An 18,288-nucleotide genomic window follows, 5' to 3' on the forward strand; every position below is an offset into this window, starting at 1 on the left:
ACACATTTAAACCTATATAGTAAATAGCGAAAGGGACATTATCCAATGCCCCTTTGTTGACAGCCTATTCCCTGCGCATGACGAAATCCAAAGAAGCTTCCTTGTGATCGCCCTTATCCTCCAGCTTGGTGATGAGCTCTGTGCGCACCCCGTCTGCCACGTCCGATTCCAGCCACTGATCGCCCTCGAAGAACACCTGAGTGATCAGTGTTTCATGGCCGTCAGCTTCAAACATAAGGTGAAGGTGGGCTGGGCGCATCGGATGCAGATCGACATATTCCAGAAATTCCCCGGTAGGCCCCTGATCCGGAATCGAATAAGGGAGCGGAACGATGGATTGTACTTCAAAGGTTCCGTTTTCATCCGTGAAGAAATGTCCCCTCAAATTGTATCTTGGTGCATCGGAGTCAAAGGCCGAATATTTCCCGGAATTGTCGTTTTGCCACATCTCCACCCTTGTGTTCGCCAACGGCATGCCATCGGTGCTGCTCACTTTGCCTCTGAAAATCAGCACTTCTCCATCTTCATCCGGTCGCTGTGTCAGCACGATGGGCTGGCCCGGTTCGCTTTCCACGAGCGGAGACCCTTCGATGAAATAGGGGCCGAGAAGGGACGGCTGGGTACCTGGCTTATCCGTATACATGGCTCGTAGCACATGGGTTTCCAAGAACACGTCCGCATATAACGGAAGTTCTCCAGCCCGTCCAAGGCGGTCTGCCCAGTTGACAAAATTGGTGTATTCCTCATGGTTCAACTTTGCTTCTTTCAAAAACTCCTGCATATGCGTGATGAATAGATTAAATACTTCCTCGACACGTGCATTCTTTTTGGCAACTTGTTTTTGCATGGAAAATTCCTCCTTAATATGATTTAAGCGTCAATTGTTTCCAGGCTTTGTCTTCCCAGTAATTGATGGACTTTCAGCCAATCATTGTTTTTCAGAAGCTTCCGGATTCTCGTGGAAGAAATTCTTTCTCCCTGGTCACAGGTGACAAAAGGGTGGATGTTCACATGGAAGTGGCGGGAAAGAAAATCAACGCAGCCTTCTTTTCCTTTTCCAAAGCGGAAATCGCTGCCCACCCATATTTCACGCGCACCTAACAACCTAAGTTCTGTGATGAAATCGGCAGGTGGCCGGGATGCGTAGTGCTCATTGAAGTTTGCAATGACGGTATAGTCTACATTCAATCTTTCAATTAAAGTGAGTTTCTCTTGGACAGTGGTCAGCACCCGTTGATTTTGAAAATAAGCTCGAGGAGGCGGGTCGAAAGTATAGACGACGGATGGAACGCCCAGTTCGCGGGCTCGCTTTGCCATCTGCCTGATCAGTGTTTGATGCCCTTTATGCAGGCCGTCAAAGGCTCCGATGGAAACAACTGAAGATGACAGGGCCAGCTCATTATCTTTCGAGATATTCATGGTGGTTCCTCCTCTTGCAAATGAATGATCAGTTTTTAAAGTAGTTGACATCGTCCGGGTTGATCCATGTATCGTTCACCCAGCCGTCAAGGTCGTAATCTGCCATGCACTGTTCCGCAAAGGCGATGTACTCGTCAGCTGCTCCTGATTCATTGGCAACGACCAGGTTCTCCAGGCGGATGTTCTCATGGTTTCCGGAATAGTTCCGCTCGTATAATTCATGCCGTCCTCCGTATTCCGTCCCGACAACTTCCCACAACAATTTGATCAGCTTTATTTTTTCCAGCGACGTGATGCCATTGGATCCCCGGTACAGTTTGTCAATCAATGGTCTGAGTTCCGGATTTTTGAAATCTTCCGCGCTAGATGGCTGTACAATCAGGTTTCCGGCAACGACATTTTCAATGATTCCTTTGATTTTCGGCCAGCCTTCTGACATGAATACGCGGTAGGCAAGTCCATATTTCAGGTTTGGAAGCAAGGTTCCATTGCGTCCTTGATCTGGATTCATGGCCATCGAATCACTCAGTGACCAGAACATGTTTTTCCAGGCTAACACTTCACCAACATTTGCTTGTACTCCGCGGAATTGATCGGTTCCGTTTGTTTTGATGGCTTTTAGCAATAATCCGGCGATGAAGTCGAGTTTGACAGCCAGTCTCGTCACACCGTGGAAAGTGAAGCGGTGAAGGAAGCCGCTCTCGGGGAAGAAGCTATTCGCTTTTTCCACGTCTTTGTAAATCAGGACGTTCTTCCAAGGAATGAGTGCCCGGTCAAAGATGAGTACAGCGTCATTCTCGTCGAACCGGCTGCTTAACGGGTAGTCAAACGGGCTTCCCATGACGGCAGCCTGCATTTCATAAGACTGGCGGCAGATGAGCTTGACCCCTGGTGTATCCATCGGTGCTATGAATACTAGGGCCATTTCTTCGGAACCGACTGGAACTGCGCCGTAATGCGCGACAAAGTTATAGTTCGTCAAGGCAGATCCTGTGGCAACCATTTTGGCTCCGCTTACAATAATTCCTTCATCTGTTTCCTCTTCCGCTCGGACAAATACGTCTCTGACAGCCTCCATCGGCTTGTTGCGGTCGACAGGAGGGTTGATGATCGCATGGTTGAAGAACCAATTTCTTTCCTGTGCTTCCTTATACCAAAATCTTGCGTTATCTTCGTAAGGGGCGTAGTATTCAGGATCTGCTCCAAGCGTAGCTAAGAAGGCAGCTTTGTAATCTGGTGATCTCCCCATTTGCCCGTAAGTGATTTTGGCCCATTCGGCGATGGCATTCCGTGAATGGATAAGCTCTTCTGTAGTTGTATCGAATCTGAAATACTTCTGTGTAAAACCGTTATTTCCGGTGTCTGTTTCAGTAGTGAGGATGGATTTTGTCTTCTCATCGTGCAAGGCGTCGTATTGCCGTGCAATTGATCTTGCGGAGTTTCTGAAGGCTGGGTGTGTCGTCACATCCTTCACTCTTTCTCCGTTAATCCATACTTCGCGGTTATCTTTCAAGCTTTCCAAAAACTCTTTCCCTGTTAAAGGCAGTTTTGTTTTCTGTGTTTGAGTAACCATTTAAAGCCTCCTCAGATAATTTTTCATCATAATTTAAAGCGCTTACAAGTGATGATTTAATTATGCTGTGAATTCTGAATAAATTTAAGTGTAAAATAATATTGATATACAGGTTTTTACCAGCATATTTTACGGTGAGGGTGATATAAGGAGTGAAAACAGCGTTCTATTAGTGTGAAATGGATAAAAAACCCTGCCGGCAATCCGGCAGGAGAGTTTCAAATATTGGTAGTAAAAGGTTTGTTTTCACGCTTGTTGAGTGAAATCGCAAAATAGATTTGCAGAGCCAAGTGACAATTGAAGCGGCCTTCTCCGGTTTTCAGGTCTACATCAATTAAACTTTCAATTCTATCCAGCCGATAGCGGAGACCTGCAATGGAAAGATGCAGCTCGTCTGCTGTCTGCTGCAGGTTTCCATTATAGTCAAGATAGGTTTTTAAAGTGATGAGAAAGTTTGACTGGTTGGCTTGATCATACTCAATAAGTCCGCCAATAGTCTTCTTATAAAATTCGATGAGTTCGTGCTGGTCAGTCCCTTTAAGGAACATCATCACAGTTTCCATATCCTCGAACATGGAGATCACGCTGCCAGATGGGGTGGTAAGGTGGATGAAATGGCTGATTGACCGTGCATCTTCATAGCTCTTCTTCAAATTGAGCACATCATTGGATTCTCTTCCGATCCCGATATAAAATTTGAGATTGCTAAACTCTTTGTTCAGCTCGGAAAGGATATTGGAGGCAATTTCCTGTGCCTGCTTCGCCGAGTCATTTGTCAAAACGATATTGATATAATCGTCATTGGAAAAGATATCTTTCTTGGAAAAAATGGGACAAAGTTTCAAGTACTGCATGACATCTTGACGATGTTCAGGAGGTTCAGCTTTGATTGATAGGATTCTATTTATATCATTCGGCAAAAACTGAAAGAGGTGCGAAAATTTTTCGAAATCCTCGCTGTCAAAGTTATTTAGGATCTCTTCAAAGAAGTTCTCTTTTTTCTTCCAGAGCGACCTGGCGATTTTCCAATCGTGGTACATTTGCACAGTAAAGACGCCCACCGCTCTTTTGATGATCAGCTGGTCTCTCTGTGTCATTTTTTCATGACCTATGACGACTAGCCTTCCGAGGTTGACATTGTTGGCCCGGATTGGAAAAGTGGTGATGTCATTGTGCTTTTCCTCCGAATAAATGGATTTATCAGCCCAGTTTTTATAGATGTCTTCATCTTTCGAACGATAGAAAGCGCTTTCTATTTTCCTGTTGTAATAGTCTATGATCAAGCTTCTGTTCAGGATGTCGGAAACGAAGCGTATTGTTTCAGACAGCGGCTTGTCTTCCAATAGGTATTCTCTTAATTCCTCGTGGATTCTATCAGTCTCTATGATATTCTGGTTGATCTCGTTCAGCTCTTTGTATGCCCTGTCCAGCTCAGAAACCAGAGATTCCGCCTTATAAAAGCTTAGGTGCGCCTTTTGATCTCCTTCCAGATCATCTGCCGTTTTAGCGTCGAAACGGCAGTACGAATCGCCCTTTCCAACACATTTTTCTTCGTAAGCAATCACATCTTTACCGAAAGTGCTTGTCAAATAGCCACTTGCATAGCCGACAAGGATCCAGCAGACCGCGTCGCTGTTAATGCCATAATACTCCACATGCTCTTGGGCTTCAAAGGAATTCCTCCAGAATCCTGTAAAGTGAATGGAGTCTTCTGAAAGCAGTAATGTGTCAGGTTCCACTGTTACCACACCCTCTAAAGTGTGGAGAACCGGTCCAGCCAACATTAACTCTTTCTGATTTTTCCAATTGTACATAGAGGCGACAGATTCGCCGTCCTTTTTTCCCCATTCCCAGCCGTATCTCATCAGGAATCCCTTGGCCCTGTCCATGCCAAGGGTGTTGATCAAATCTCGTCTTAATAAACCAAGCGCCTCTGCGGAAACCAATACCATTCTTTTGTGATTGAATGTAATCATGCCTGTGCGAGGATTCGTTTCCAGCAGGTCATCAAACAATAATTGGCTAGCCCTCAACTATCCTACCCCCCTGTACAAATTAGAGAGAATGAGAACTGCATCATTTGGCGGATGCAACCTCAGAAAACTGTCCGCAATAATAGAGAAGCGGCTGCCCGGGATGATATTCAAAGCTTTTTACTTCACCAAGAAAAAGAACATGGTCTCCGCCATCATAGGCTGCCCAGGGCTCGCATTCTATGTAAGCCAGGGAATTCTTGATTCGTTTACCAAGCAGCCCGTCTTCCCACTCAAAAGGCGTGATTTCTTTGGGCCGGCCCGCAAAGTGCATGGCAGTGTCCTGTTGCTCTCTATTTAATACATTTACAATAAAGCGGTTATTTTCAAGTACACTAAGGGCTTTCGTTTTCCGATCCACTGAGACAAGTACGAGCATTGGATCCAGGGAAACCGATGTAAATGAATTGGCAGTGAATCCATGAGTCCCATCCTCAGTTCCACTTGTGATAACCGTGACCCCTGTAGCAAAGTGTCCCACACAGTTTCGAAACTCTCTTGCATCCATTATAACCTCTCCTTACGAAAGTCATAGTACTTTATTTTAAATTGTAGCAATATTTAATTTAATGAGGAACAGCAAAAAACGTCGGATAATTTCCCTTTAGCTTATAAAAAAGTGAAGAAACTCCATTCAAGTAGATTTAATTTTAATAGAGATGCGTAGGGCTTCAGCCTCTTTTTTTTCAAAATGAAAAAAATCTCCTGACAAATCTTTGGATTTCCTTATCCAAATGATAGTATAATAGTCCTAACTAACTTTGTACCTAAAAAGGAGTGCAGCCTTATTGAATAAAAACTTCAGACTGCAGCTAACATTGATTATGATAGCGTTCTCCATTTTCATATCCCTGGTCGTTGCTTTGATCAACCAGGAAAAGATCAGAAACAAACTGTTTGATGAACACGAATTGAAGCTACATATGATTGCAGACAATATCTTAAGTTCTTTGAATTCAATAGATAAGGCGTATATGCTTTTTGATAAAGACATGGCCAAAGCGATGAGGGCCAATTCAAATGAATTGATTTCTTTATATGAAAAAAATCCAGACTTTGAAAAATGGAATTTTAACAAGCTGAAAGAAAAGTATGGAATGGATGTGTATGTCCTTAATGACAGGAATGTTGTGATCCACAGCAATGTGGAGGAGGATATCGGCCTGGATTTTCGTGCCTGCTGTGTCAACCTTTCCAATTTGCTGAATCAGCGCCGTCTCGAAGGAAAGTTTACACACGATGGAATGGACAATTCCATGGGGAGCGGGGAAATAAAGAAGTTCAGCTATATTCCCACCCCAGACAAAAAATATATCATCGAGTTAGGTGTTTCGCTGGAAGAGGGCGAGATTTTTAAACATTTCAATTTCCTGGATGTTGAAAAAGAGTTGGAAGAGCGGTTTTCCATGATTGAATCTATCGAGGTTTATAGCAGCGGCGGATTCATTCTGGGCAGTTCCAAAAAGGAAGAAGAGGACCTGCGGAATTCAACGAAAAAGTGGGGGGCTTTCCAGAAAGCTCTAAAGAGCGGGGAAGTAAAAGAAACTGTGGAAGAGATAGATGGTAAAATGGTCACATATCATTATGTCCCTTATAAAGCTGAGGAACAAAGAGGGTACTCCACCAACAGGGTTGTTGAAATTGCATATAACAAAGATGATTTGAATGATTCGTTGAATCAAAGCCTTAGAGAGTTCTTTATTCAGCTTGTCGTCATTTTCCTTACGGCCATCCTCATATCACTGATTATCGCGCGGCAGGTGGCCAGGCCAATGTATCTCGCATTCCATGACAGCTTGACAGGATTAAAGAATAGGGCGGCATTTGAGGAGCTGGTCAAGGAATACCAGGGTAAAAAGAAAGGCAATCTAGCTCTGATGATGATTGATCTGGACAACTTTAAATTGGTGAACGACAGTCTGGGCCATACAGAAGGCGATAAAATACTTAAAGCTGCGGCCCAGGAAATCCTGGCGAATGCCGGAAAAGAAAACCATGCTGCGCGACTGGGCGGGGATGAATTTGTCGTGATTTATCCTGACATCGGGGAAGAGGAATTGAAAAATTCGGCTTTAAAGCTGATCAACCGAATGCACCACCGCTTCCGGGATATCCGCGAAAAAAATCATATTGATGTATCAATCAGCGTGGGGATTGCCATGGCAAGTGACGAAGATAACGTTGACAGCCTTTATGATAAAGCGGATCGTGCACTTTATGAGTCAAAGGAAAACGGGAAAAATCAATTCAATATATATAAAATGAGCAGTTAGAAAGAAAAGCGGAAGTCGGCCTCTTAGGGGCGCCAAGCGCTGGAAGAAAAACCAGTGAAGGCGCCCTTTCCTTCATTGGTTTTTCTGAAGCGACCTCGAGCCCCTGCCGACTGCAGCTAGACAGCCGAAAAGCGCAAGCGCCTTGCTCAGCGCGGGCAAACAAGACGATTCCCGAGGAGGCAGTTTTTCAGCCAAGCAGCTTACTTGAAAGCATCTTGAGAAGCTTCTTTGAGATACTACATGCGGCTTTGCGACGAGCTGAACGAGACTTCTTCGAGTAGACTATGGCGCAGGAGCACTTTTGCTTCCTTGCAGGCTTGTGACCCTGAGGGGATAGGCGCTGGAGCTGGACAGGAAGAAAAGCGGAGGGCGACGGTTAGCGACACCCTCGAAAAAGCTGACGCTTATCCTTCGTGCGATGTAACGCTGCCGAAGTTTTTCTTGTCCTGTCGCTTCACCTGCACTCGCTGGACAAAGAAAAGCTTCTTTTAATTATAATTTTCTACAGCAAGTTTACTTTCTTTAAGCTTAAAAAAGTGAGAGGCAGATTCCTCTCACTTTTTGTTATGAAAAAATAAATTCTACTTCGTAACCCTGATATTCTTAAATGGGAATAGGACAAGCTTACTCTTTCCGATGATCCGTTCCCTTTCAATTAATCCGAGGGAGAATCCCAGCCTGCTCCGGCTGTCTATGCTGTTGAAGCGGTTATCACCCATGACAAAGAAATGGTCTTCCGGAATAATGATCGGACCAAAGTCTTCCGTCAGGTTGCTGCCTCTATCTTCCGCTGCTTTCATATTTTCTTCCAGATAAGGTTCCTCTGTTGGCTGCTCATTTATATATAACTGATCATCTTTCATTTCAATCATATCACCTGGCAGTCCGATGACTCGTTTTACATAGTTGGTTTTTGCGTCATCTCCTTTAATGATGATAATTTCTCCCCTGTCCACTTCTCCAGTCCAGGAAATCGTCTTACTGACAATGATCCGCTCATGATCATGAAGCGTCGGTTCCATTGAGGCACCGTCAACAATCATCGGTGAAAACAGGAATGTTCTAATAACGATCACAAGACCAATTGCAAGCAGGATGGGCGGAATCCAACTGGCTATACTTTTCGAAGTCCCTTGATTATTTTTCATAAAAAATCCCTCTCAAAATATCTCTTCATAGGATTATTGTCTCTAAAAGCTGATATACTTGCAACTTATAAAAGTTTTATCTTGCGAAAATTGCTGTTTCTTGTAAAAATATCAATAAGTCTCCGGGAGAGGAAGGTTTGAATGTGGGAAGATTTTAAGAAATTTGCTATACAAGGAAATGTTTTGGATTTGGCTGTCGCAGTAGTGATTGGAGCTGCCTTTGGAAAAATCGTTTCTTCATTGGTGGACAATATCATTATGCCGTTTGTCGGTGTTTTGCTTGGCGGCTACAGCTTTGAAAAATTGTCTGTAAAATTTGGTGACGCAGTAATTGGATATGGCATGTTCATTCAAAGTATTGTGGATTTTTTCATCATATCAATGGCCATATTTATGTTCATTAGATTGCTTGTCAAGTTGAAGATCCAGAAGGAAGAGGAGAAGACTGAGGAAGAACCTGAAGTAGATCCGCAAATAGAACTGTTGGCGGAGATCAGGGATTTGCTGAAGGATGAAAGAAGAATGCGAGAGACAGAATAATAAAAACAACCATGCGGGAGTTCCGTATGGTTGTTTTTAATTTAACAGGCGTCTCCGCTTTTCTTACTTATTCAGCTTTTGACGCCTGAATTTCCATGGTGATTTTCACTTCGTCGCTGACGAGGACTCCGCCAGTTTCCAAAGGAGCGTTCCATGTCAAGCCGTAGTCGCTGCGTTTAACTTTGCCTTCTACGCTGAAGCCGGCTTTTTGCGCACCGCTCATTGGATCTTTTACAACTCCACCCGATGTAACGATGAATGTTTCAGTTTTTGTGACGCCGTGCATAGAAACTTCTCCGGTTACTGCATAATCGTCGCCTTGTTTTTCAATGTTAGTTGAAGCGAAAGTGAGCGTTGGATATTTTTCCACTTCGAAAAAGTCGGCGGAACGCAGGTGGTTATCGCGGTCTTCGTTGCCGGTGTCAATGCTTGCGATGTCAATTGTAAATTGAATGTTTGCAGTCGAAAGGTCGGCAGGGTCTGCTTCGATTTTAGCATCAAAATCCCTGAATGCTCCTTTCACTCTGGAAATCATCATGTGACGGATTGAAAATTCAATCTCGCTGTGCGCTTTATCAAGTGTCCATGTAGAAATAGTCATTTAATAATTCCTCCCAAGTTACTTTTAGTAAGTTTATAATTTTATTATAGTTAGTATTCGTTTGTTTGTAAAGTGTCTTTTTGACAATAAGAGATAATCATTCGATAATCTCTTTAATGGATACTTTACCCAAAGGAGTGAATAAATAAAATGCGAATGGTGGATATCATTGAAAAAAAGCGGGATGGCCTGATTTTGACACAAGAAGAAATTCGTTTTGTGATTGACGGTTATATAAAGGATGAAATCCCTGATTATCAAATGTCTGCTTGGCTGATGGCTGTATTTTTCCAAGGTATGGCGCCGGAAGAGACGGCAGAATTAACATTGGCAATGGCGGAGTCGGGAGATCAAATCGATTTATCGAAGATTGATGGAGTTAAAGTGGATAAACATTCCACAGGAGGAGTGGGAGACACAACTACGCTGATTTTAGCACCACTTGTTGCCGCAGTTGGTGTGCCGGTGGCAAAAATGTCCGGCAGAGGACTTGGGCATACGGGAGGTACAATAGATAAGTTGGAAGCCGTGTCAGGATTTCACGTGGAAGTGTCGGAGCAGCAATTTAATGATCTGGTCAATGAAAATAAAGTGGCTGTCGTCGGACAATCTGGAAATCTGGCCCCGGCTGATAAAAAGATTTACGGTTTGCGAGATGTAACGGCAACGGTCAATTCGATTCCTCTTATCGCAAGCTCCATCATGAGTAAAAAAATTGCGGCAGGTGCAGATGCGATCGTCTTGGATGTAAAAGTGGGGTCGGGGGCTTTTATGAAGGAGATGGAAGATGCCCAAGCTCTTGCATCAACGATGGTTGAAATCGGAGAACAGGTAGGACGGAAAACGGCCGCCGTCATTTCCGATATGAATCAGCCGCTTGGTTATGCAGTCGGAAATGCATTGGAAGTGAAGGAAGCGATTGATACATTGAAAGGGAAAGGTCCAGCTGATTTGCACGAACTATGCCTGGTGCTCGGAAGCAAAATGGTAGTACTTGCAGGAAAGGCGGAATCAGAGCATGAAGCCCGCGCGATGCTGGAAGAAGTTATTGAAAATGGAAAAGCACTGGAAGTTTTCAAAACCTTTTTATCCGCACAAGGCGGGGATGCTTCCGTTGTTGACCATCCGGAGAAGCTTCCCGTTGCTGAGTATAAGATTCCGGTAGTATCCGAAGCGGCCGGTTTCGTGGAAGGAATCACTGCAGATAAAATTGGTACAGCTGCGATGCTGCTTGGGGCTGGGCGTGCCACAAAGGATTCGGTGATCGACTTGAGTGTCGGCATTGTCTTACATAAAAAGATCGGGGACGAAGTGAAAAAGGATGAACCGCTCGCAACCATCCACAGTAATAATGAGTCAGTCTCAGAGTCTGCGAAGAAAATCTTACAAGCTTACAAAATTTCAAATACCCGCCCGAATGCGTCACCTTTGATTAAAGGATGAAATCCCTTTCTAATAGTTGAGGTCTATGATATGATAAATGAAAGAGATTCTCAATTACGACTTGGGGGTTATGTAAAGGTGCTTGCAACGAACTCGATTGCTGATGTTATTCGTAATAGAACGACAGTAAAGACAGGTTTTATTGATAAAGAAGTGAGCCAGGACCTCGTATTATCACTATTGGAAGATGCGGTTTGGGCTCCAAACCATAAAAATAGGGAACCTTGGAGATTCATCTTCGTTTCCGGCGAGCGAAAAGATGCTTTTATTGACGCGGTCCTTGAATGCCAGGAACCAGCCAAACATGCTTCAACTAGACGGAAATTTGAAGAGGTTCCTGCATTTTTAGTAACGGTGATGAATGCCGACCCGCGTCAAAAAGTGTGGGAAGAGGATTTTGCTGCAACTAGCTGTTTGCTGCAGAACTTCCAACTACTGGCTTGGGAAAAAGAACTGGGCGTCTGCTGGAAAACGCCTGTCCATATTCATGATCCGAAGTTCCGTTCGGCTATAGGGGTTGAGCCGGGAGAAAAAATTGTTGGTGTTTTACACATCGGATATTTTGACAAAGAAATCACAGCGCGGAGAAAGCGTGAAAGGACAAATCCCGCTGAAAAAATGACCTCTTTTTAATGATGCGAACGATGCCTGCCCGTTTGTCCGGGCGGGTATTTTTGTTTTTTAGTGGTAAGTTTCAGACTGTCTCAAAGGGTAACATGGACCAGAAAAGAAGAATTAAGTATTACTTGACCCGAGATTTATAGGAAGATGTCCGGGAATCGAAAACAACAATAAATCCGTTGGAATTATTGAAATATTTATTTTCAAAGATCAAGCCTAATGATAAACTAATGTTAAATGAAGCATGGACAAAGTTAATAGGGGGGAAGATATGAATTTATCGGACTTAAGAAATGAACTTGCTATAAAAAATAAAAATGGCATATCATTTTTATCCTCGGCTGTCGTCGTTTGGACCATCATTACAATTATTTTTTTACTTCCGCTTGAAATGAGCCAGAAAAATATTTTTATGCTCTTTTCTTCAGGGATCATGTTTCCATTGGCAATTGCTTTATCCAAATTGTATAAAGTTGATTGGAAAAGCAAAGGCCTTCCCCTAAGTGATTTGGGTTTGGGCCTGAATTTAGCGCAGTTGATGTACTTTCCAATCTTGTTTCTAGTTTTTGCTCATTCCCCCTCTGATATGATTGCTGTATTCGCCATTATAACGGCGGCGCACCTGTACCCTTACGGTTGGCTGTATCAGGCGAATGCTTATTATGTTTATGCACCGATGATCTCTGTCCTTATCATGATTTTAGGTTTTTCCTCTAGTGATCAACTTTGGGTCATTCCCCTAGTGATGGCGGGGTCTCTTGTGTTGCTGAACTTAACCTTATTTACGGATTATAAGAAAAAACTTTCTTATCGCCGATTGAGCGCCTGAACCTCCGAAAGGAGGTTTTAGTGTTCAAAGTGGTGGAAACTGGAATAAACATAATAACATTTTCAGTATGAGTCGTTTTTCGTGCAAATGTCTAAAGGTACCCTTCCTACAGGCTTTCCATAAAGGTTAGAATTTTATTATGAAAGTAGCGATGCCCTTCACTGTTTGGGTGCAGGCCGTCAGGCATATAGGCGGAAAGGAATACCGGATTTTTTGCATAAATGCCGCCTTCGGAGTACATGTCCTTGCAGGGAATTCCATAAAAACTGGTCACTTCCTTGACCGCTTCAGCATATTGCTTTAATGTTTCGCCTCTGCTGTTCCAAAGACCCTCGCTCTCCCTCCACCGGGGCAAAGGCGTGATGACACTCAGCTGCTTAGTAGGATACTTTTTAATCAACGCTTGAAAAAATGAATGAAGGCAGCCGTAAAATGATTCGCTGTTCCTGTCCTGAAAGACGCCCAATGTTTTGCTGCCAAGACGAAAATCATTTGTTCCTCCGAAGACGGTGATGTAGTCCACATCAAGCGGCGTTCTTTGAAGCCTTTCCAAAAAGCTTTCCTTCACGGTGAATCCTGATCCTGAAACACCGTATTCCAACACTTCACAGCCGGTCTTCTCGCTTATATATTCGTGGTATTTTTTCGTTTTGGGATGATGCCGTTTATCAGTGATACTGTCTCCAATGATGAGCCATTTTTTACCGGACAGATTGTATCTATTCTTTTTAAACATGATTTCAGCCCTTTCCCTATCCACTTTATATACCCGTTATATACAACTTTAATATACAATACGGGAAGAGGTGAATCTATGCGTATCGGTTTGGTCAGGCATTTCAGAGTGAATCATGAAAAGCCCTCATTTTATATGACATCAAAGCAGTTTAAAGATTGGGTCCGGCATTATGATGAATCGGAAATTTTTCATATGGATAAAAAAGTGGCAGAAATAGATTGGGATATATGTTTTTCAAGCGATTTGCCGCGTGCAGTCCATACTGCGGAAAAGATCGCATCGTGTTCAATCGTGGAAAACCCGCTGCTCCGTGAAATTCCGCTTGCTCCTTTTATAAAAACAAAGAGGAAGCTGCCCTTGGCAATCTGGAATTTGGCAGGACGGCTGGCCTGGCTTTTTTCCCATCCTTCCCAGCCGGAATCAAGAAAAGATACAATTAAGCGGGCGAACGAGTTTATCGCCTCCTTGGCAAAAGAAGAACAGAAAAATATATTGGTAGTTTCGCACGGCTTTTTCCTCTATGTCCTGGCGAAAGAGCTGGAAAAGCATGGGTATGCCGGTCCCCGAAAAAGAAGGTTCGAAAATGGAGAGTTGTACATATACGAAAAGGAGCATTCGCCTTGAATCGCGATGCTCCTTTTTTCAAAGTTTAAAGAAAGTATAAAACTAGACAGAACTTTCTTCGAACGACGACTCGTTATGTCTAGCTTCGACGGACAGGAGGTCCTAGTGCCACCGAAGCCACAGGATGTGGCGCTTTGAGGCGGCCAGGCGCCATCGGCTCGAGGTCACAAGGAAGCTTACTCAGGGTGAATGTGCTCCTGCGGCAAAGCATATTCGAGGAAGCGCATGTTTCCCTCGTCGCAAAGCTGCATGAAGCAAATTCGGAGATGTTTCTCACGATTGAATGAAATCAGCTGCTTTGCTGTGGTGGCTGAAAAGCTGCCTCCTAGCAATTTGTCTTGTGCTTGTCGCCGATAGGCGGGCGCCTTGCGCTTTTCTTATGCATTTCTCTTTTTAAACGGCGCCCACCAGTTCAAGTCGCCAAGCAGTTTCATTAGTGAAGGCACTAGCACCATACGTACGATTGTCGCATCAATAAAAATTGCTAAAGCGACTGTTACGCCCATTTGCTGTACGGGGACAACGCCGGTGAAAGCAAAGGCACCTGTGATAACAATCATAATGGCTGCGGCGGATGTAATAATTTTACTGGTGGATACCAAACCTTCCAAAGTTGCCCGGTCGTTATCGCCTGTTTTTAAATAAACTTCATGGATGCGCGAAATGAGGAACACTTCGTAGTCCATGCTTAAACCGAATACGATGCTGAAGGCAAAAACGGGTATCATCAATGCGATGTCCGACGGATGGAAACCGAGATGCCCGGCTTGGAACAGCCAGACGACTATCCCGAAGGTACAGCTTAAACTGATGACGTTCATCAAAATGGCTTTTAACGGAATCAGAACAGATTTGAACGCCCAAAATAGGACGATATATGTGGAAATCAAAATAAATGCAAGACTGTAAATGATCTTTTCGAAAATTTCATCGAAAATCTCCTGTTGAAATTTTGGATGCCCACCTACAAGTAGAGGAACCGCAAGATCTTTTTCATTCCATTCACGCACCCATGTTTTAGCCTTGTCCGAAGACGCATCTGCATCCAATGTTACCTGGATGAGAGCCTGGTTTTTACTAGTCAATTGATCAATGGCAGGCTGGATGGCAGCGGCCATATCCGGAATCCCTAATGATGCGTACATTTCGTCCGAATTCAATTTTGTTGCAGAAAAGATGGATTCCGTCTTCGTAACGAGGGGATCCTTTTCAATTTCATTAATAACTTTTTCCAATTCTTCGAGCGAGCTTTTTTCAGTGATATCGTCTTTGGTACGAGCTATGACAGGCACTGTGACTGTGTCGTTCGAGCTGAATGTTTCTTCGAATTTTTCATAGGCAGCCCTTGAATCAAATGATTTTGGCAACGCGTCTGCTTCAGGGATGGCGAGGTTCATCTCGCCGACCGGAAGGGCGCCGGTAATAAGTATTGCCGTTGCTAGGACAGCCATGATGACAGGCCGTTTCATGACAAAAGCGGCGAACCTGTGCCATCCGCTAATTTCTTTCTCCTTCGATTTGAGAATCATCCATTTGTTGATACGATGACCCAGCACTCCAAGAACAGCCGGCAGGAATGTGTTGGCGGCCAAAACGGAAGTGAGGACGACGGCAATCCCGGCAAGCGCCACCGCCTGGAACACACCGACATCGATGAACAGCATGCCGATCATGCCAAGCAGGACACAAAGCCCCGAAAAAATGATCGTTCTCCCTGACGTTGCGACTGTTTTGATCACGGCCTGCTCCACCGTCTTGTTTTGCAGTTCTTCCCGGAAGCGGTTGACGAACAGGAGGGCGAAATCGATGCCGAGTGCAAGCCCGATCATCGGAGCTGTGTTCAGAACAAATATGGAAAGGTCCATTTCCTGTCCAGTAAAAAATAAAAGCCCCAGAGCAAAAATCACACTGATGAACCCGGTTAGAAACGGAATGACTGCTGCAACCACTCCTCTGAATGCGAGGAGCAAAACAATGATGGCAATTGGAATTCCAATCAGCTCAGCCCTTACCAGGTCATCTTGAGCGGCTTTGCTCATATCTTCCTCAATCACCGGCCCGCCGGTTAATCCTGCGGAAAAATTGCCGTCTTTTTTCAATTCCTTCTTGATGCTGTCAATCTTGGAGCCGATTTTGTCCTTGTCCCCATTGAGTTTGAGCAAAGCATAGGCTCTGTCCTTCTTGATCATATCCGGAGAATCCAAAGGAGAACGGTAAATATCCGTCCCTTCCAGGCGGTCCACACGCTCAATGGTTTTTTCTATGTATTGTTTAAAAGAATCCTCGTCTGCATCTTTGGTCCCTTCAAATAAAAGAATAATCGACGATTCGGGGATTCCAAAATCCTTATCAAGAATTTTCTCCACTTCATCATAGGTTCCGTCATACTCAAAGCCGCTGCCTCCCAATACTGACGGAAGCTTGAGGGCAAAGAAACCTAAAGCAATCATGATTACAGCCCAAGCAGCCAGCGCAAGCTTTCTATTTTTGTATATAAATCGTCCGAATTTTTCCATGATGATCTCCTTAAAATAATTCTATGATTACTCTAACATATGGAAAGCGTGCGAATCGAGAATTATATCATCGTGGAAACGTGTCTGCGTTACAAACAAAGAAAAGCGCAAGGCGCCAGTCTTAGGCGACAAGCGCAAGGCGAATTGCGAGGAGGCAGTATGATTGATACATTCTTGTCTTTTATAAAAAAAGCGGGAATCACTCCGCGGATTTTTTTCTCCGTTGGAATGATTCCCCTGCGGCTGATTCAACCGTTTCTTCTTTATGAAAAAGCGAATCCCTTGCGCTTGCTTCATCAGGAAAAAAGGATGAAGCGCCGATTTTTTCATATAAGCCGCTTTTTTTGAACAAATCGATTCCCCAATCCGGTAAACCTGAAACAAGGACTGTACTGCCAGCTTTTTTGATGTTGTCTATAATCAGCGCCAGTTTATCTTCCCCGGTTGCGTCGATGACCGTTACATACTGCATATCGAGAAGAATTACTCTAGGCATTCTTCTGATGGAAGCCATCAGGGAATGTTCAAAGCTCTGGGCAGTCCCGAAAAACAAAGGCCCTCTGATGGTAAACTTTTTAATTTGAAAATGTGCTGTCAAATCTAAAGATTCCTGCCGTTGTCTTTGAGTGTTATCAGGATCATCAATCTGAAGCTGTTCGCTCTTCTTTTTTACAAAGGAAAGAACTGCGAGCAGAAGTCCGACTTGTACGGCAACCGTCAAGTTGATGAACACTGTTAGTAAAAATGTAACGGCAAGAACAAGTGAGTCACCTGTCCTCAACTGAAGGATTTGTTTGAACGCCTTGTACCCGCTCATATTCCAGGCAACAAGCATAAGAAGCGGCGCCATGGCTGCGAGTGGAATATATGATGCATAGGGTGCAAATAAAAGCAGAGTCAATAGGACGAAAACACTGTGAATGACTCCGGACATCGGGCTCACGGCACCGGATTTGATGTTTGTTGCCGTACGTGCAATTGCTCCAGTAGCAGGGATCCCGCCGAATAATGGAGCAACGATGTTGGCAATTCCTTGTCCAAACAATTCACGATTGGATTTATGGCGATCGCCGGTCATTCCATCGGCAACAACGGCCGATAAAAGTGATTCAATTGCCCCAAGGGCAGCGATGACCAGCGCAGGGGTGAGCAATGTTCCGATTTTGGCCAAAGTGATGTCTGGAAATTGGAGCTTCGGCAAAGATTGCGGAATACCTCCATACGCTGAGCCAACTGTTTCCACATGCCCTGGAAAAAGTAGAGCCGCAAATATGGTTGGAATGATCAATCCCACAAGCAGTACCGGAACACGCGGAAAAAATTTTGGCACGAGAATGATGACAAGGAGTCCGACAGCGGCGGTCAGGATGCTGTAGATGTTCATTGCTCCCAGATGGCTGAAAAACTCCGCCATATTTTGATGGAAGTATTCATGGCTTTCCAGATCCAACCCGAAGAAGTTGCCCAGCTGCCCTGAAAAAATGATGACAGCAATCCCTGTCGTAAACCCGATCGTAACCGACCTCGGAATAAAATGAACAAGACTACCGAGTTTGAAAAAGCTCATTGCCACAAGCATGACCCCGGCCATCAAGCCGGCGATCAATAGATCCTCGTAACCATATTGAAGTACTACGGCAAGCAGAATCGGAATAAACGCTCCCGTAGGACCCGCGATTTGATAGCGGGAGCCACCGAGCAAAGATACAATCAATCCAGCGATAATCGTCGTGTAAATACCGTATTCAGGCTTAACGCCGGAAGCCATGGCAAAAGCCATCCCAAGAGGAATGGCTACGATACCGACAGTGATCCCAGAAATGAAATCTTTGCGGAGGCTTGCAGGCTGGTAATCGCGAAATCGATCATCAGCAAACAAACAGCAACACCTCTATATATTTATTTCCGAAAAACTAAAGAAAAAGTGAA

General features: G+C 44.2%; 16 protein-coding genes. 6 read left to right on the forward strand and 10 right to left on the reverse strand.

The window, feature by feature from the left end:
- Positions 1 to 64 precede the first annotated feature (64 nt).
- From D4T97_RS02625 to D4T97_RS02645, 5 genes are all read right to left on the reverse strand, one after another.
- Positions 65 to 847, reverse strand: a complete 783-nt coding sequence (locus tag D4T97_RS02625; RefSeq protein ID WP_126047354.1) for a dioxygenase family protein — start codon at positions 845 to 847, stop codon at positions 65 to 67.
- Between the two features lie 23 nt (positions 848 to 870).
- Positions 871 to 1,419 (reverse strand): FAD synthetase family protein, encoded by a 549-nt coding sequence (locus tag D4T97_RS02630; protein ID WP_126047356.1) that lies wholly within the window; start codon positions 1,417 to 1,419, stop codon positions 871 to 873.
- Between the two features lie 28 nt (positions 1,420 to 1,447).
- Positions 1,448 to 2,992 (reverse strand): 4-hydroxyphenylacetate 3-hydroxylase N-terminal domain-containing protein, encoded by a 1,545-nt coding sequence (locus D4T97_RS02635; RefSeq protein ID WP_126047358.1) that lies wholly within the window; start codon positions 2,990 to 2,992, stop codon positions 1,448 to 1,450.
- 218 nt (positions 2,993 to 3,210) lie between these two features.
- Positions 3,211 to 5,025: a XylR N-terminal domain-containing protein gene (locus tag D4T97_RS02640; protein WP_126047360.1), complete on the reverse strand. Its 1,815-nt coding sequence runs from the start codon at positions 5,023 to 5,025 to the stop codon at positions 3,211 to 3,213.
- Between the two features lie 43 nt (positions 5,026 to 5,068).
- The gene (locus D4T97_RS02645) at positions 5,069 to 5,533 is read right to left on the reverse strand and encodes a flavin reductase family protein (RefSeq protein WP_126047362.1); all 465 of its coding nucleotides are present in this window, start codon (positions 5,531 to 5,533) and stop codon (positions 5,069 to 5,071) included.
- Positions 5,534 to 5,813: 280 nt separating this feature from the next.
- On the opposite strand from D4T97_RS02645, the gene D4T97_RS02650 reads away from it, so the two are divergent.
- Positions 5,814 to 7,298 carry a GGDEF domain-containing protein gene (locus D4T97_RS02650; RefSeq protein WP_126047364.1) on the forward strand — a complete coding sequence of 495 codons (1,485 nt, stop codon included), beginning with the start codon at positions 5,814 to 5,816 and terminating at the stop codon, positions 7,296 to 7,298.
- A gap of 581 nt (positions 7,299 to 7,879) precedes the next feature.
- On the opposite strand, the gene lepB is transcribed toward D4T97_RS02650, so the two are convergent.
- Complete coding sequence (gene lepB / locus D4T97_RS02655; protein WP_126047366.1) at positions 7,880 to 8,446, reverse strand: signal peptidase I; 567 nt, start codon at positions 8,444 to 8,446, stop codon at positions 7,880 to 7,882.
- 141 nt (positions 8,447 to 8,587) lie between these two features.
- On the opposite strand from lepB, the gene mscL reads away from it, so the two are divergent.
- Complete coding sequence (gene mscL / locus D4T97_RS02660) at positions 8,588 to 8,986, forward strand: large conductance mechanosensitive channel protein MscL (protein ID WP_126047368.1); 399 nt, start codon at positions 8,588 to 8,590, stop codon at positions 8,984 to 8,986.
- Positions 8,987 to 9,053: 67 nt separating this feature from the next.
- On the opposite strand, the gene D4T97_RS02665 is transcribed toward mscL, so the two are convergent.
- Positions 9,054 to 9,587: a YceI family protein gene (locus D4T97_RS02665; protein WP_126047370.1), complete on the reverse strand. Its 534-nt coding sequence runs from the start codon at positions 9,585 to 9,587 to the stop codon at positions 9,054 to 9,056.
- 150 nt (positions 9,588 to 9,737) lie between these two features.
- Here D4T97_RS02665 and D4T97_RS02670 point away from each other — a divergent pair, with 150 nt between their 5' ends.
- The 3 genes from D4T97_RS02670 to D4T97_RS02680 all read left to right on the forward strand — a co-directional run bounded on the left by D4T97_RS02670 (position 9,738) and on the right by D4T97_RS02680 (position 12,480).
- On the forward strand, positions 9,738 to 11,030 hold the full coding sequence (locus D4T97_RS02670; protein WP_126047372.1) for a pyrimidine-nucleoside phosphorylase: 1,293 nt from the start codon (positions 9,738 to 9,740) through the stop codon (positions 11,028 to 11,030).
- A 30-nt stretch (positions 11,031 to 11,060) separates the two neighbouring features.
- A complete protein-coding gene (locus D4T97_RS02675) occupies positions 11,061 to 11,663 on the forward strand; it encodes a nitroreductase family protein (protein WP_126047374.1) in 603 nt (200 codons plus the stop codon).
- Between the two features lie 259 nt (positions 11,664 to 11,922).
- Complete coding sequence (locus tag D4T97_RS02680) at positions 11,923 to 12,480, forward strand: DUF7010 family protein (RefSeq protein WP_126047376.1); 558 nt, start codon at positions 11,923 to 11,925, stop codon at positions 12,478 to 12,480.
- 106 nt (positions 12,481 to 12,586) lie between these two features.
- Here D4T97_RS02680 and D4T97_RS02685 read toward each other — a convergent pair whose 3' ends face one another.
- A complete protein-coding gene (locus tag D4T97_RS02685) occupies positions 12,587 to 13,216 on the reverse strand; it encodes an SGNH/GDSL hydrolase family protein (protein ID WP_126047378.1) in 630 nt (209 codons plus the stop codon).
- Between the two features lie 78 nt (positions 13,217 to 13,294).
- On the opposite strand from D4T97_RS02685, the gene D4T97_RS02690 reads away from it, so the two are divergent.
- Entirely contained in the window at positions 13,295 to 13,843 is a 549-nt protein-coding gene (locus tag D4T97_RS02690) for a histidine phosphatase family protein (protein WP_164525444.1), read from the forward strand.
- Between the two features lie 377 nt (positions 13,844 to 14,220).
- Here D4T97_RS02690 and D4T97_RS02695 read toward each other — a convergent pair whose 3' ends face one another.
- Both D4T97_RS02695 and D4T97_RS02700 read right to left on the reverse strand, forming a co-directional pair.
- A complete protein-coding gene (locus D4T97_RS02695) occupies positions 14,221 to 16,359 on the reverse strand; it encodes an MMPL family transporter (RefSeq protein WP_126047382.1) in 2,139 nt (712 codons plus the stop codon).
- A gap of 199 nt (positions 16,360 to 16,558) precedes the next feature.
- Entirely contained in the window at positions 16,559 to 18,238 is a 1,680-nt protein-coding gene (locus D4T97_RS02700; protein ID WP_126047384.1) for a SulP family inorganic anion transporter, read from the reverse strand.
- Positions 18,239 to 18,288: the final 50 nt, after the last annotated feature.

Origin of the sequence: Siminovitchia acidinfaciens (assembly GCF_003605385.1) — a bacterium.
Taxonomy (GTDB): Bacteria; Bacillota; Bacilli; order Bacillales; family Bacillaceae_C; genus Siminovitchia; species Siminovitchia acidinfaciens.

Excerpts from the sequence above, each read along its gene's own strand:
- D4T97_RS02625 (WP_126047354.1), bottom strand. The coding sequence starts at position 847 with ATGCAAAAACAAGTTGCCAAAAAGAATGCACGTGTCGAGGAAGTATTT.
- D4T97_RS02630 (WP_126047356.1), bottom strand. The coding sequence starts at position 1,419 with ATGAATATCTCGAAAGATAATGAGCTGGCCCTGTCATCTTCAGTTGTT.
- D4T97_RS02635 (WP_126047358.1), bottom strand. The coding sequence starts at position 2,992 with ATGGTTACTCAAACACAGAAAACAAAACTGCCTTTAACAGGGAAAGAG.
- D4T97_RS02645 (WP_126047362.1), bottom strand. The coding sequence starts at position 5,533 with ATGGATGCAAGAGAGTTTCGAAACTGTGTGGGACACTTTGCTACAGGG.
- lepB (WP_126047366.1), bottom strand. The coding sequence starts at position 8,446 with ATGAAAAATAATCAAGGGACTTCGAAAAGTATAGCCAGTTGGATTCCG.
- mscL (WP_126047368.1), top strand. The coding sequence starts at position 8,588 with ATGTGGGAAGATTTTAAGAAATTTGCTATACAAGGAAATGTTTTGGAT.
- D4T97_RS02665 (WP_126047370.1), bottom strand. The coding sequence starts at position 9,587 with ATGACTATTTCTACATGGACACTTGATAAAGCGCACAGCGAGATTGAA.
- D4T97_RS02670 (WP_126047372.1), top strand. The coding sequence starts at position 9,738 with ATGCGAATGGTGGATATCATTGAAAAAAAGCGGGATGGCCTGATTTTG.
- D4T97_RS02675 (WP_126047374.1), top strand. The coding sequence starts at position 11,061 with ATGATAAATGAAAGAGATTCTCAATTACGACTTGGGGGTTATGTAAAG.
- D4T97_RS02680 (WP_126047376.1), top strand. The coding sequence starts at position 11,923 with ATGAATTTATCGGACTTAAGAAATGAACTTGCTATAAAAAATAAAAAT.
- D4T97_RS02685 (WP_126047378.1), bottom strand. The coding sequence starts at position 13,216 with ATGTTTAAAAAGAATAGATACAATCTGTCCGGTAAAAAATGGCTCATC.
- D4T97_RS02690 (WP_164525444.1), top strand. The coding sequence starts at position 13,295 with ATGCGTATCGGTTTGGTCAGGCATTTCAGAGTGAATCATGAAAAGCCC.
- D4T97_RS02695 (WP_126047382.1), bottom strand. The coding sequence starts at position 16,359 with ATGGAAAAATTCGGACGATTTATATACAAAAATAGAAAGCTTGCGCTG.